Genomic DNA, 13,865 nt, shown 5'->3' with positions numbered 1-13,865 from the left:
TGATGTTCCGTCTATCGACCGACGGTCCAGAGAGCTGCAGCAGCGTGCACCGCTCGACTTGGAAGGCGACGATCTTGAACGCCTCATCAGAAGTCTCGAGGAGGAGATGCACGAAGCGGCAACCGACCTTCGGTTCGAGTACGCCGCTCGACTTCGGGATGAAATCAACGAGTTGAAACGAGATCTGCGCCAGGATCAGGAAGCAAAGCGTTGACATGTCCGAGGATCGACTTTTGGACATCGGTGCCCGTGATCTCGTAATTTGCTCGTCCTGTACAATCGGTCGTCGTGTCTGCTAATTCCATTTCTATTCGGGGCGCCCGTGCCCATAACCTGAAAAACTTGTCGCTGGAGCTACCGCGAGATCAGCTCATCGTGTTTACGGGCCTAAGCGGCTCGGGGAAGTCGTCCTTGGCATTCGACACCATTTATGCCGAAGGGCAGCGACGATATGTCGAGAGTTTGTCGGCCTATGCCCGACAGTTTCTTGGACAAATGGACAAACCCGACGTCGACTTCATCGAAGGTCTGTCTCCGGCCATCTCGATCGATCAGAAAACTGCTAGCCGCAACCCGCGCTCCACGGTCGGCACTGTCACCGAAATTCACGATTACCTCCGGCTCCTGTGGGCGCGAATCGGGGTACCGCACTGTCCGAATGACGGGACTCCTGTCAAGCGTCAATCGCCGGAACGAATCGTTGATCAGATCCTGGCGCTGCCCGAGGGCACCAAGTTTCAGATTCTCGCGCCGGTCGTGCAGGGTCGAAAGGGCGAGTACGAAAGCCTGTTGGGAGATCTGGCCAGAGAGGGGTTTGCCAGAGCCATCGTCGACGGCGATGTCGTTGACCTCACCGAGGACATCAAACTCGATCGCTACTTCACTCACACCATCGAGGTCATTGTCGATCGGCTTGTGTCGAAGGACGGCATCAAACGAAGGCTGGCCGCTTCAGTGGAGACCGCCCTTCGGCTCGCTGACGGGGTTCTCATCGTTGCAACCGACGATGACCGTCACCCATACTCGCAAGCCCTTAGTTGTCCGACCTGCGGGATCTCATTCGAAGAGCTACAGCCAAGAAACTTCTCGTTCAACAGCCCGTACGGGGCTTGTACCGCTTGCTCAGGTATCGGCACCCGGTTCCAGGTCGATCCAGAACTTGTGATCCCCAATCCGGAACGCTCCATCGTTGACGGTGCCATCGCCCCTTGGAACGGCCACCGCGGCAAGTACTTCCAACGACTCCTTGAGGGATTGGCGGTGGAGTACAAATTCGATGTCACCGCACCTTTCGGGACCCTGTCCGACAAGGCGAAAGACGTGGTTCTGTCTGGAAGCAGTGACGAACGTATCAAGATTTCGTACGCCAACCGGTTCGGCCGTCAGCGTGAGTACTACACCACGTACGAGGGGGTCCTTCCCTTCGTACGGCGCAAGCATGAAGAAGCCGAATCAGACGGCGCCCGGGAGTTCTATCAGGATTTCATGCGGGAGGTCCCGTGTCTCACGTGCGATGGCACTCGTTACAACCCGGTCTCAAGGGCAGTAACGGTCGGGGGTCGAGGCATCGCCGAAGTCTCGGCTGAAGCCCTCGGAGACGCGTATAAGTTCGTCTGCGAACTCGAACTCGACGAACGCCAGGTGGTGATCGCCGAACGAGTTCTCAAAGAGGTTCGTGAACGACTTTCCTTCCTCATCGATGTCGGCCTCGACTATCTGACCCTGGGCCGCTCGGCTGCCACGCTGGCCGGGGGAGAGGCCCAGAGGATAAGGCTGGCAACGCAGATCGGCTCTGGTCTCGTCGGAGTGCTCTACATCCTCGATGAACCCTCGATCGGACTCCACCAGCGCGACAACCAGCGGCTTATTGAAACCCTTCTTCGCTTGCGGGACCTTGGCAACACCCTCATCGTGGTTGAACATGATGAGGAGACCATCCGCATTGCCGACCACGTCGTTGACATCGGTCCAGGGGCGGGGGAGCACGGTGGCGAGATCGTCGTTCAGGGGACCCTCGAAGACGTCCTGGCATGTGAGACCTCCATCACCGGCGACTATCTGTCCGGTAAACGAACGATCGCCATTCCCGGGATTCGCCGGCCCGGAAACGGGTTGGCTATTGAAGTCTTGGGGGCCGCCGAGAACAATCTGCAGGGCGTCGACGTGGCGTTTCCGCTTGGAGTGTTCACGGCGATTACCGGAGTTTCCGGGAGCGGCAAGTCGTCCTTGGTTCAGACCATTCTGTCGCGTGGGTTGCATCAGGCCGTGTACGGGTCCCGGATTGCCCCCGGCAGGCATAAGCAGATCACCGGCGTTGAACACATCGACAAGGTCATCAATATCGATCAATCACCTATTGGTCGGACCCCTCGATCGAACCCTGCGACGTACACCAAACTATTCGACCAGATCCGAACGCTGTTCTCTGCAACGAACGAAGCCAAGGCCCGTGGCTACAAGCCTGGCCGGTTCTCGTTCAACGTTCCGGGCGGGCGGTGTGAAACGTGCAAGGGCGACGGGACCATCAAGATCGAGATGCACTTCCTCCCGGACGTCTACGTGCCCTGTGAGACTTGCAAGGGTCGTCGATACAACCGCGAGACGCTTGAGATCAACTGGAAGAGCCGATCGATTGCCGATGTGCTTGAGATGCCGGTGGAAGAGGCACTTTCGTTTTTCACCCATCAGCCCAAGATCGCCCGGATTCTCCAGACTCTCTTTGATGTTGGCCTCGGTTACGTTCGCCTCGGCCAACCCGCGCCAACCCTGTCTGGTGGGGAAGCCCAGCGGGTCAAGCTCGCTTCCGAACTCGGCAAGCGATCGACCGGGCGGACCTTCTACATTCTTGACGAACCGACCACCGGGTTGCATTTTGAGGACATCCGCAAACTTCTCGGCGTCCTCCAGAGACTCGTGGATGCCGGCAACACGGTGGTCGTGATCGAACACAATCTTGACGTCATCAAGTCGGTTGACTGGGTGGTGGACCTCGGTCCTAACGGAGGCACCGGCGGTGGGACCATCGTTGCCCAGGGAACGCCTGAGGAGGTTGCCGACGTGGAAGAGTCCTTTACCGGGCAGTACCTCCGGCCATTGCTGTCGTGACCAACGAGTGGGACGATCTGGCGGATTGGTGGCGTGAGGAACTCGAAACTGATCCGACCTACGTCGAAGTGGTAGTCCCGCTGCTCCTGGCAATGCTCGCCACCCGAACCGGTACCGTGCTCGATGTTGGCTGTGGAAACGGGCGGATCATGGGGGAGTTGGCCCTGGCTGGTTTGGAACCCGTCGGTTGCGACATTAACACTTCTCTCCTCGCTGAAGCAGCCAAATTCGGTCCGGTTATGCGGCTTGAGCTACCTGGATTGCCTATCCGACGAGCTTCGATGGACGGCGCCGTGGTGGTGTTGTCGTTCGAGCATTTGGAGAACGAGATATTCTCCGAACTGGCGAGAGTCATTCGGCCTGGTGGATGGCTCGTGGCGGTCGCGAATCACCCGTTTATCACGGCGCCGGACTCTGCTTCGGTCATCGACCCGACCGATGGTGAGGTGTTTTGGAGACCGGGGACGTATTTGGATGCCGGGTCGTCCATTGAGGACGCCAACGGGCAGCCCGTAACCTTTCTACACAGGCCGATCGGCGAGTTCCTCACCACCGCAGCAAAAGCTGGGTTTTCCTTGAATGAGTTGCGAGAAGTGCCATTTGAACCCGGTGGCTTGCCCGATGCGGGACTCCCGCGCCTCATCGGCGTTCGCTGGGCTCGCCAGTAGGCTTCTGACATGCGTCGGCCCCCCACTGCCGAAATCCCGGATGCCCCTGGTGTCTACATGTTTCGTGACAGTCACGGTCAGGTTTTGTATGTGGGCAAGGCCAAGTCTCTGCGCAAGCGGGTCCTCAATTACTTCTCCAAGGATCTCGCCGCCCGCACCCGGATGATGGTGTCCGAAGCAGAAACCCTGGACTTCATCATTGCCGCCAACGAAGTCGAAGCGCTCATGCTCGAGTTCAACCTTGTCCAGAAATACAAGCCGCGGTTCAATATCCGACTCAGAGACGACAAATCGTTTCCGCATCTGACGATCACCCGGCGCGACGAGTGGCCGGCGGCCACGGTACGGCGCGGCAAGAAACGTAAAGGCGATCAGCATTTCGGACCGTACGCCCACGCGTACGCGATCCGAAACACACTTGATCTGTTGTTGAAAGCCTTCCCGATCCGGACGTGTTCGGATTCGAAGTTCCGGGTCCACCAATCCCGGGGTCGCCCTTGCCTCCTCGCTGATATCGAGAAGTGTTCGGCTCCGTGCGTTGGAGCGATCGATGCGGATGACTACCAGGAGTTGGTTGATGGTCTGGCGGGGTTTCTCAACGGCGACTCGGACACAATCCTGCGGCGGGTACGCAGTGCCATGATCAACGCCTCGGATCAGCAGTTGTATGAGCAGGCGGGGCGATATCGCGACCAACTGCGTGACCTGCAACGAGCGATCGAGCGTCAAGAAATCGCCAGCGAACGCCCGGAAGATTTCGATGTGCTGGCGATCGCCGATGAAGACCTTGAGGCGTCGGTGTTTGTCTTGATCGTCAGACGGGGGAAGGTGGTCGGGCGGTTTGGTCAGATAATCGACAAGGTCGAAGACGTGTCTCCAGAAGAACTCACCGGCAACCTGCTCCGGGAGCGATACGGTGAGGAGGACCCCCCGAACCTGATCATCCTCGACGGCCTGCCCGATGACCCCGATCTGTGGACCGCCTGGCTGACGGAGCGTCGCGGCGGCCCCGTTGAACTGCGAGTCCCGAAGCGGGGAGGCAAGCGCAAACTGCTCGAAACGGCTCATATCAACGCCCGCGAGCAACTTGGCCGCCATCGTCTCAAGCGTCAGTCCGACCCCAACGCCAGGGCCAAGGCCATTAACTCGCTCCAGGTGGCGCTGAATTTGCCTGCTGCTCCGCTGCGCATCGAATGTTTTGATATCTCCACGTTGCAGGGCCGCAACACCGTCGCCTCCATGGTGGTTCTCGAAGATGGGCTTCCTCGCCGCTCGGACTATCGGCGATTCAAGATCAAAACGGTCGAACAACAAGACGACTTCGCTTCGATGGAGGAAGTCCTCCGGCGCCGTTTCACGGCCTATCTCATCGAGCGTGAGTTGCCGACCGAAGAACGCGGCAAGTTCGCCTATCCACCGGGATTGTTACTCATCGATGGCGGGCTCGGGCAGTTGGGACGGGCCGTGAAAGTCCTGGCCGAACTCGGCCTGGATATCCCGGTGGCCGGGCTTGCCAAACGAATGGAAGAGGTATATCTGCCGGGTAGCTCAGAGCCGGTGCGAATTCCCCGTGACGAACCCGCCCTCTATCTCCTCCAACGGGTTCGGGACGAAGCGCACCGATTCGCCATCACCTACCACCGCTCGTTGCGAGGCAAGCGGATGGTCGACTCGGTTCTCGACGAGGTGGCAGGAGTCGGTCCTACGAGAAAGAAAGCTCTGCTTCGTACCTTTGGCAGCCTCAAACGGCTTCGGGAGGCTTCGATCGGCCAACTATCGGAGGTCGTGCCGGCCGCCGTCGCCCGTGACGTGTTCGATGCTCTCCATGGATAATCCGGATCTGCAGTGACGCGACCGGTGATCGGTCAACCGGACGATTACGATGAGGGACACCGACGGGAAGGGTTTCTGTGGAGCAACGTCCGCAGGTTGTAGTTGTAACCGGCATGTCAGGGGCCGGTAAATCGACGAGCGCCAAGACCCTTGAGGATCTGGGGTATTCGGTCATCGACAACCTTCCCCCTGCGCTCATTCCGGATCTGATCCGCCATAAACAGGTCCCGGAACGTCAGGACTTTCTCGGGCTTGTCCTGGACCTGCGCGACGGAAATACCATCGATGACATCCGGGTCCCCATCTACAACCTGCGCGGGCAGGGAGCATCGGTCGTGGTGATGTTTCTTGATGCAGACGATCAGGTCCTGGTCCGGCGGTATGAGGAAAACCGGCGGCCCCATCCGATGGGTCGGGACACGATCGCTGAGTGCGTAGAAGCCGAGCGTGAACTGACTGGCGAACTTCGGGCCTGGGCCGATGTCGTCGTCGATACGACCGATTATTCGGTGCATGACCTGCGCCGACGTCTCGAGGCCGAGTTTCAAACGGCCTCCTGGCAACGCGACATGCGGGTCTCGGTCAGGTCGTTTGGTTTCAAGAACGGGAGCCCGCGGGATGCCGATCTTGTCTTTGATGTTCGTTTCCTTCCCAACCCGCATTGGAACGAAGAGTTACGGCCGCTGCGAGGGACCGATCAGCCGGTCCGCGACTTCGTCCTTGGCAATGAGGACGCCGAACGGTTCTTGACCGACGCCACCGCCATGTTGGAGTTTCTTCTCCCTCGCTATGAGGCGGAAGGGAAGTCGTTCTTGTCGATAGGCATCGGTTGTACGGGTGGGAGGCATCGGTCGGTGGCGATTGCCGAAGAGTTGGCTCGACGAATAGAACAGCCCGATATCGCGGTGTCGGTACACCACCGGGACAAAGATAAATGACCTTCGAACCCGAAGCTCAGACCGAGATGCAGTTGCTCGGCCTCACCGCAGGCGGCCCGAAAGTGGTGGCGATCGGTGGCGGCCACGGACTCGCTCAGGCTCTCATCGCCATTCAGGCCTATGCCAGCCAGATCGACGCGGTGGTCACCGTCGCCGACGACGGTGGGTCATCCGGCAGGCTGGCGGGCCCGCTGGGAATCCCGCCACCAGGAGACATCCGTCGGTGTCTGTTGGCTCTGAGCCCCGAACCGTCCATCTGGGGTGAACTACTCGGATACCGCTTCGACAGCGGGGACATCGCCGGTCACTCGCTTGGCAACCTCATGTTGGCCGCCCTATCGGACATCGCTGGTGGGTTTGTTCATGCCCTCAATTTGTGCGGTGAGCTGTTGGGGGCGAACGGTCGGGTACATCCGGTGTCCGAAGAACCCTTGGAGTTGTGGGCCGACACCGATCGTGGGCCGGTGTCCGGGCAGGTGGCTATCGCAACTGCCCCGGGAACCATCCAACGGATCGAAGTCCGACCTGGTTCGGCCCACGTGAACCCGGCAGTCCTGGATGCCGTCGTCGACGCTGACCAGATCGTTCTCGCTCCCGGGTCGCTGTTCACGTCTCTCATCTCGAATCTTGTCGTCCCCGGTGTGGCCGAGGCGATCAACCGCTCGACGGCCCAAATTGTGTTTGTACTCAATCTGGTAACGCAGAACGCCGAAACGCTCGGACTTGACGCGGCAGCCCACGTAGCTGCTCTGCGCGACGTCGGGGGTTTGGAGGTGACCGGGTCGGTTTTGGCTCACACGGGACCGATTAGGGTTCCCTTGGGACTTGCCCAGGTTATGGCTGACGGATCGAGCCTCGAGGGGTGGGACGTAGTTGCGTGTGATCTCTGTGATCAGACGGCCGAATGGCCCCAGCACGATTCCATCAAGCTGGGGTTTGAATTGGCGCAGTTGATAGGAGCTTGATGAAACGCTATTTGACTATCGATGACGTCGATGTCTCCGGCAAAACGACGCTGGTTCGTTCCGATCTGAACGTGCCGTTGACCGATGGCATTGTGGGAGACGACTTCCGCCTGAGGGCGAGCCTGCCAACCATCGAAAGGCTTCGAGCGCAAGGCGCCCGGGTCGTGTTGGCGAGTCACCTTGGTCGTCCAGTGGGAATTGATCCAGCTTTTTCGCTTGCTCCCGTATCTGCTCGTCTCGGTGAACTGGGTGGGTTCGAAATCATCCAGCTGGATGGGCTGTACGGGCCTGACATCGAGCGAGCCATCAACGCCGTACCAGCGGGCTCCGTACTGGCCCTTGAGAACACCAGGTTCGACGATGGCGAGACGTCCAACGATCCAGTCCTTGCAGCCGGGCTGGCCTCGCTCTGCGACCTATTCGTCAATGATGCGTTCGGTACGGCGCATCGAGCTCATGCGTCGACGACCGGTATCGCCGAACACGTCCTCTCGGTGGCTGGACTTTTGCTGGTGAGTGAATTGCAGGCTTTTTCAACGCTGCTTGAGGACCCGCCCCGGCCCTTCACGGTCGTGCTTGGTGGCGCCAAGGTTTCCGACAAACTGGGCGTCATAAAGGCGCTACTTCCCAAGGTGGACATGATGCTTATCGGGGGTGGCATGTGTTTCACGTTGCTGTCCGCCGAAGGGTTCGAGATTGGCAATTCGTTGTTTGAGGAGGGTATGGAAGACGAGGTCGCCCAGGTCCTCAGGGGGCCGTATGGGGATCGGGTCGTCACTCCGAGCGATATCGTTGTCGGTGGCAGCTTCGCCGAAGATACCGATCACCAGGTGGTTGCGCGCAATCGGGTGCCTGACGATCAAATCGGTTTGGACATTGGCCCGACCACCGCAACGGAGTTCGCCAGGGTGATCGCCGGGTCTGGATCAGTCTTCTGGAATGGTCCGATGGGCGTGTTCGAGTGGGAAGCGTTCAGTCACGGGACCGAACAGGTTGCTCGTGCCCTGGTTGGACATCAGGGCTTCTCCGTCGTCGGGGGTGGAGACTCGGTGGCCGCTTTGCGTCAGTTGGGCCTCGAAGATGCACCCAGCCACCTTTCAACAGGCGGTGGCGCCGGCCTAGAGCTTTTAGAAGGCAAGGTTTTACCGGGAATAGCTGCACTAGAGAGGTGGGTCGATGGCTCGTAAAGGTCTAATCGTTGGGAACTGGAAGATGAACATCAACCACCTTGAGGCGATTCAGGTGGTTCAGAAACTCAGCTATCGGCTCGATCTGGCTGACTATGAGCGGGTTGACGTGGCGGTTGTTCCGGCCTTCACGGCGCTTCGGTCTGTTCAGACGGTCATCGAAGCCGACCGGCTACCGATCGGTCTGGGTGCCCAGAACTGTCATTGGGAAGAATCGGGAGCGTTCACCGGTGAAGTTTCTGCTGGGATGCTCGCCAAGCTCTCGGTGAACTATGTCCTGGCAGGTCACTCGGAACGCCGGGCCTTGTTCGGCGAGACGGACGACATGGTCAACAGGAAGGTCAAAGCGATCCTGTCCCATCAGATGACGCCGATTCTTTGTGTCGGCGAAACCCTCGATGAGCGGGAGGCGGGTGAGACGTTGTCGGTGGTCACCACGCAGTTGATGGGTGGCCTTTCCGGGATGGACGCCGATGCCGTCACGAGCACGGTGATCGCTTACGAACCGGTCTGGGCGATCGGAACGGGTCAGACCGCCACACCTGAGGACGCCGCCGAAGTGGTGAGCGCGATCAGGGTGGCGCTTGGCGAACGATGGGGCGACGCAGCCGAACACGTGCGGATTCTTTACGGCGGGTCGGTCAATGCCGGGAACATTGCCGCGCTCATGGCAAAACGCGACATAGATGGCGGGTTGGTTGGCGGAGCCTCACTTGACCCCGACTCGTTCGCTTCGATCGTTCGCTACTGGATCTAGAGCGACATGACATACGAACTTGTCCTCCTTCGCCACGGCCAGAGCACCTGGAACCTCGATAATCGGTTTACCGGTTGGACTGACGTTCCCCTCACCGATCAGGGCCGAGATGAGGCCACTGCCGCCGGTGCCATGATGAGCGTCGAGGGAGTCGCCTCGGCGATCCTCCATACGTCGGTGTTGATACGGGCCATCGCCACCGCCGATCTTGCTCTCGAAGCCATGGAGCGTTCCTGGCTCCCGGTTCGACGGCATTGGCGCCTCAACGAACGCCATTACGGAGCGCTGCAGGGCCTGAACAAGAAGGAAACATCCGAACTTCACGGCCCCGAGCAGGTGTTCGCCTGGCGGCGAGGCTACGACACACCTCCGCCAGCCCTTGAAACATCCGACGACCGTCATCCACTACACGACGAGCGATATCGTCTCCTTGCTCCCGATCTGCTCCCGGCGACCGAATGTCTGGCAGATGTCGTGGACCGAATGCTCCCGTATTGGCATGACGCCATCGTCCCTGACCTTCGATCGCTCGGGTCGGTTCTGGTGGTCGCCCACGGCAATAGCCTGCGGGCGCTCGTCAAACACCTTGACAACATCAGCGATGCAGACATCCCGGATCTCAACATCCCGACGGGAGCTCCTTTGAGGTACGAACTCGACGATGATCTCAACGTCGTTCATAGCGGCTACCTGGGTGATCCCGAAGCCATTGCCGCGGCGGCGGAGGCGGTGGCTCGCCAAGCCGGCTGACAGAACTTGACCTTACGGGCTGCCCGGCCCATACTTGCTTCGGCGCGCAGATCCGCGCCGACTTTCTTCGGAGAAATCATCATGGCAAACATCCTGTTGTGGACGGTAGGCATCGTGCACGTCCTCGTTTCATTAATCATCATCGCGCTTGTGCTTTTCCGTTCGGGTTCTGGTGGCATGTCTGATCTGTTCGGAGGTGGCATGGGTCCGTCAGGTGGCGGCGGGTCAACTGTTGCAGAACGAAACCTCGATCGACTCACGGTTATCTCGGCGGGGATCTTCACAGTCTCCACCATTGCCCTCGCCATCCTGCTCGGGTAGCGAGACATGCGCCGCGGGGGGCGGTGGATCCCGTTTGTAGTAGCGCTGGTCGTCGGCGCCATCGCGGTTGTGTTCTTCGCTCTCGGTGAGGCTCCCCAGGAGGCGGTTGCGCCGGTAACGACAAGTTCCCCCACGCCGTCGACGGTTGCCGCAACCACCACAACCACCCGACCTATTGAACTGGCTACCGCGCCTGTCGAATCGACGACGACTACAACGACGATGCGCCAGTCGGGTTTGGCCGCGGATCCCTATGGGGGTGTGGCCACCGTGGGTGTGATCGGACCAGCGACCACCCTCAATCCCTTCGTCGAACGTTCCGGCCTGGGAGACGCCGTGGGGTCAGCCACCTGGGCTTCAGCCTTTGTCCTGAACGGTGGTACCTACGACCTTGAGCCGGGGGTGCTCGCCGAGATCCCGTCGTTTGCCAACCAGGGCCTCGTCGCCAACGGAGACGGGTCTGTCACCGTAACCCTGCGCATGAGCCCGGACGCTCGATGGCAGGACGGCCAACCAATCACCGGTCATGACCTGGCCTTCACCGCCGAACTGCTCGCCTCAGATCGACGTATCGACCGGGAGCTGCGAGATCGCTATGGCCTGATCTCGGACCCGGTCGCATCGGACGAAACGTACACGTTCAAAGTCCTTCAACCCTCGGTCGACTACCTGTCACTGTTCGAGGTGATCCTCCCTCGCCACCAGATCGAAGGTACCGATCTGATAGCCGATTGGGACGATCGAATGTGGCTCTCTGCGGGACCGTTCATCGCCGGCACCATCCAGGAAGGCGGCTCGGTGTCGCTCCGGCGCAATCCACAGTACGGACGTATCGACGAGAACGGTAACGAACTGCCCTACCTCGACGGGCTGACGCTTATTCCGTATTCCACGCCCGACGAAGTGCTTGTCGGTTTGACAGAGAAGGTTCTGTCGGTTGGTGATCTTGCCGGCGACTATGGCCTGGTGGCCAATCGTTCGGATCTCTCTGTCAGCTCAGCACAAGGCGAAGAATGGGAGCACGTCGGATTCCAATTCGGAACGGGTCGTTTTGCCGCCAATCCTCGATCCATGGTCACTTCGCCGAGCTTTCGTGATCTGGTCGCGGTTGTCGTGGGTGACGATTTGCTGGTCGCTGAAATCGGAGGGTCGGCCCTTTACCCGGCTTCATCGATTGTGGCCAGCTCCTGGCCGAGCGCCGCTGCGACGGACCGGGAATCGATCGAAGAGCCATCACTCGAGTTGATCGCTACGGAACTCGAGCGAGATTTTCAGGAGCAGCCCCCCACGGTCGTGTACGCCACAACCGTGGCGCTCGACCGCTCACAGATGGCGGGTATCGCCCTACGAGAGTTAGCCGCCAGGGGAGTGGCCGTCGACGTAGAACTTCAGGACCCGGGTCTTTTCTTCCGTGACTCGGTCATAGAGGGTTCCTTTGAGGTGGCAGAATGGGCGTGGACGATCAGCCCCGGCCCGGTCGGTGCCGTCAGCGATCTTCAGTCATGGTTTGGTACCTCTCCCTCACGTGATGGCCTGGACTTCTACAGATGGTCGGCGAACACGCAGTCCGAGTCGCTGGTCGCTGAGATCGCAGCTGTCGACTCGATCATGGATCTTGATGAGCTGGCGGTGTCGTTACGGTCGATCGATTCCCAATTGCTTGATCGGGTCGTGGTTGTACCGCTGTGGCAGTCCTCGGCTGGAGCCGGGTTTGATCCACTCAGAATCGGGGGATATGTCCATCCCCGGTTTGGAGTACCGATCACGTGGGACGCCGACCGCTGGCTGGTTCCCGGCGGATGTTCGAACGTCCCGGAAGGGGCCGTCTGTGGGGGGCCGATCCAACCGACCGACGCCGGTTGAGCCCAAACGGGAACAGTCCGGCCGCATCGGGTACTGAAGCCGCCTTCGGATGTTCCAGCCAGACAGCCTCGCAGGGGGGTTATACTGCCGTCCGCTGCTGGTAATACAACACTTGTCGGAGTGGCGGAATGGCAGACGCGCTAGCTTGAGGGGCTAGTGTCCGAAAGGGCGTGGGGGTTCAAGTCCCCCCTCCGACACCATTGTTAGTACACGGAGCTGGTCCTGCTGACACGTGCAGTCGACCGTCTCTGTGGTAGGTGATCGAGACGCCGAGTTCTTGGTAGACGGCGCGACGGTCTTCGGGGTCGGCCTGGGCGAGAATCTCGACGATTCCCTTGGATTGCAGGACTAGTGATCGGATGTCGTCCTTGCTCAGGATCGGAGGTGTTCTTCGAAGCTGGAGTTCGGCTGCCTTCTTTTCGAGTTTGATTTCCTCGATCCAGTTGCCCACGATTGAGGGATCGGTGCCAGCTTCGAGCGCCTGCCGGTATTTGGCGAGCTTGTTGTCGCAGGTTTTGACTGTGCGGCGGGCGGCAACCAGGCCACTGTAATCGTCACGTTGTTGGATATGGATGGCCTCGAGGGCGGCGCAGGTGTCGTCTATGCGTTCGTCGTCGAACAACTGCGCGAGCCATCGGTCGATGCTCGGGGTAATGGCGGCTTCTTTGACGTAGATGGTCTTGGGGTGCTGGTGCTCGGCGATCGCGTACTCGGCCGGGAACTTGCATCGGTAATAGGGCTGGTCGTGGTTCCAGGAGCCCTGCATGCGACGGCTACAAACCCCACAGCGCATCATGCCGCTGAGGATGTAGGGGCCGCGCTTGGTCTTCTCGCGTCGGGTCGCTGATCGACTGGCCCCTCGGAAGATCTGCTGGACCGCTTCGAACTGTTCCATGGTGACCAACGGTTCGTGTGTGGGTTCCTCTGACCAGATCCATTGGCTGGGCTCGTTCCAGCTCATCTTGGTGTCGTGGCCGAGGGCGACGTCTTCGACGTCTATGAGGATCTCGTGGCGGGCTTGGCGGTTCCAGACCTGGTACCCGGTGTAACGAGGGTTGCGCAGGATGGCCCGAACCGCAGACTTGGACCAGGCGCCCTTGCTGTTTGAACGGTGACGGTTCCGGTCCGGGTCGTGCGCGGAGGGGGAGAGGATTCCATCTGCGGTGAGTCTCTCGGCGATGGCGTACAGGCCCTGGCCGACGAGGAACTCGGTGAAGATCCTCCGTACGATCGGAGCCGCTTTCGGGTCGGGTTCGAGCCGCCGGAGCTGCTGGCCGGTCGCCGCTTTGGAAGGATTGGGGTGCGGTCCGGCGTCGACGAGGACGTAACCATAGGGTGGCCGACCGCCGAGGAAGCGGCCTTCGATGGCTGCCTGGGAGGCCATTGCTGATCGGACTCGGGTTTTGATGCGGTTACGTTCGCCTTTGCTCATCCCCCCATACAGGTTCATGACCATTTCGTGAGCGTCCGATCCTGGG

At 60.1% G+C, this 13,865-nt stretch carries 12 protein-coding genes and 1 tRNA gene; 12 read left to right on the top strand and 1 reads right to left on the bottom strand.

Annotated elements, in window-relative coordinates:
* From JJE47_07190 to JJE47_07135, 12 genes are all read left to right on the top strand, one after another.
* Nucleotides 1-214: UvrB/UvrC motif-containing protein (locus JJE47_07190; protein MBK5267203.1), on the top strand; the 214-nt coding region annotated here is incomplete at its 5' end.
* Nucleotides 215-309: 95 nt separating this feature from the next.
* Entirely contained in the window at nucleotides 310-3,105 is a 2,796-nt protein-coding gene (gene uvrA, locus JJE47_07185) for an excinuclease ABC subunit UvrA (GenBank protein ID MBK5267202.1), read from the top strand.
* Complete coding sequence (locus JJE47_07180) at nucleotides 3,102-3,773, top strand: class I SAM-dependent methyltransferase (protein MBK5267201.1); 672 nt, start codon at nucleotides 3,102-3,104, stop codon at nucleotides 3,771-3,773. Before uvrA ends, JJE47_07180 begins: the two co-directional genes overlap by 4 nt.
* Nucleotides 3,774-3,782: 9 nt before the next feature.
* Entirely contained in the window at nucleotides 3,783-5,606 is a 1,824-nt protein-coding gene (gene uvrC / locus JJE47_07175; protein MBK5267200.1) for an excinuclease ABC subunit UvrC, read from the top strand.
* Nucleotides 5,607-5,683: 77 nt separating this feature from the next.
* A complete protein-coding gene (gene rapZ, locus JJE47_07170; protein MBK5267199.1) occupies nucleotides 5,684-6,544 on the top strand; it encodes an RNase adapter RapZ in 861 nt (286 codons plus the stop codon).
* Complete coding sequence (locus tag JJE47_07165) at nucleotides 6,541-7,509, top strand: YvcK family protein (GenBank protein MBK5267198.1); 969 nt, start codon at nucleotides 6,541-6,543, stop codon at nucleotides 7,507-7,509. Before rapZ ends, JJE47_07165 begins: the two co-directional genes overlap by 4 nt.
* Nucleotides 7,509-8,696: a phosphoglycerate kinase gene (locus JJE47_07160; protein MBK5267197.1), complete on the top strand. Its 1,188-nt coding sequence runs from the start codon at nucleotides 7,509-7,511 to the stop codon at nucleotides 8,694-8,696. Before JJE47_07165 ends, JJE47_07160 begins: the two co-directional genes overlap by 1 nt.
* Entirely contained in the window at nucleotides 8,686-9,453 is a 768-nt protein-coding gene (locus JJE47_07155) for a triose-phosphate isomerase (GenBank protein MBK5267196.1), read from the top strand. The genes JJE47_07160 and JJE47_07155 overlap by 11 nt, the downstream gene beginning before the upstream one ends.
* A 6-nt stretch (nucleotides 9,454-9,459) precedes the next feature.
* Nucleotides 9,460-10,203, top strand: a complete 744-nt coding sequence (gene gpmA, locus JJE47_07150; protein ID MBK5267195.1) for a 2,3-diphosphoglycerate-dependent phosphoglycerate mutase — start codon at nucleotides 9,460-9,462, stop codon at nucleotides 10,201-10,203.
* A gap of 81 nt (nucleotides 10,204-10,284) precedes the next feature.
* A complete protein-coding gene (gene secG / locus JJE47_07145; protein ID MBK5267194.1) occupies nucleotides 10,285-10,524 on the top strand; it encodes a preprotein translocase subunit SecG in 240 nt (79 codons plus the stop codon).
* Between the two features lie 6 nt (nucleotides 10,525-10,530).
* The gene (locus tag JJE47_07140; protein ID MBK5267193.1) at nucleotides 10,531-12,387 is read left to right on the top strand and encodes a hypothetical protein; all 1,857 of its coding nucleotides are present in this window, start codon (nucleotides 10,531-10,533) and stop codon (nucleotides 12,385-12,387) included.
* Nucleotides 12,388-12,501: 114 nt separating this feature from the next.
* Nucleotides 12,502-12,587: transfer RNA gene (locus JJE47_07135), tRNA-Leu, on the top strand.
* Here the strand turns inward: JJE47_07135 and JJE47_07130 are convergent.
* Nucleotides 12,566-13,819: a recombinase family protein gene (locus JJE47_07130; GenBank protein MBK5267192.1), complete on the bottom strand. Its 1,254-nt coding sequence runs from the start codon at nucleotides 13,817-13,819 to the stop codon at nucleotides 12,566-12,568. The two genes, JJE47_07135 and JJE47_07130, sit on opposite strands and share 22 nt — an antisense overlap.
* Nucleotides 13,820-13,865: the final 46 nt, after the last annotated feature.

Source organism: Acidimicrobiia bacterium (genome assembly GCA_016650365.1).
GTDB lineage: Bacteria > Actinomycetota > Acidimicrobiia > Spongiisociales > JAENVV01 > JAENVV01.
Note: the sequence above shows the minus strand (reverse complement) of the source record. Positions and strands in the feature narration are given on the sequence as shown.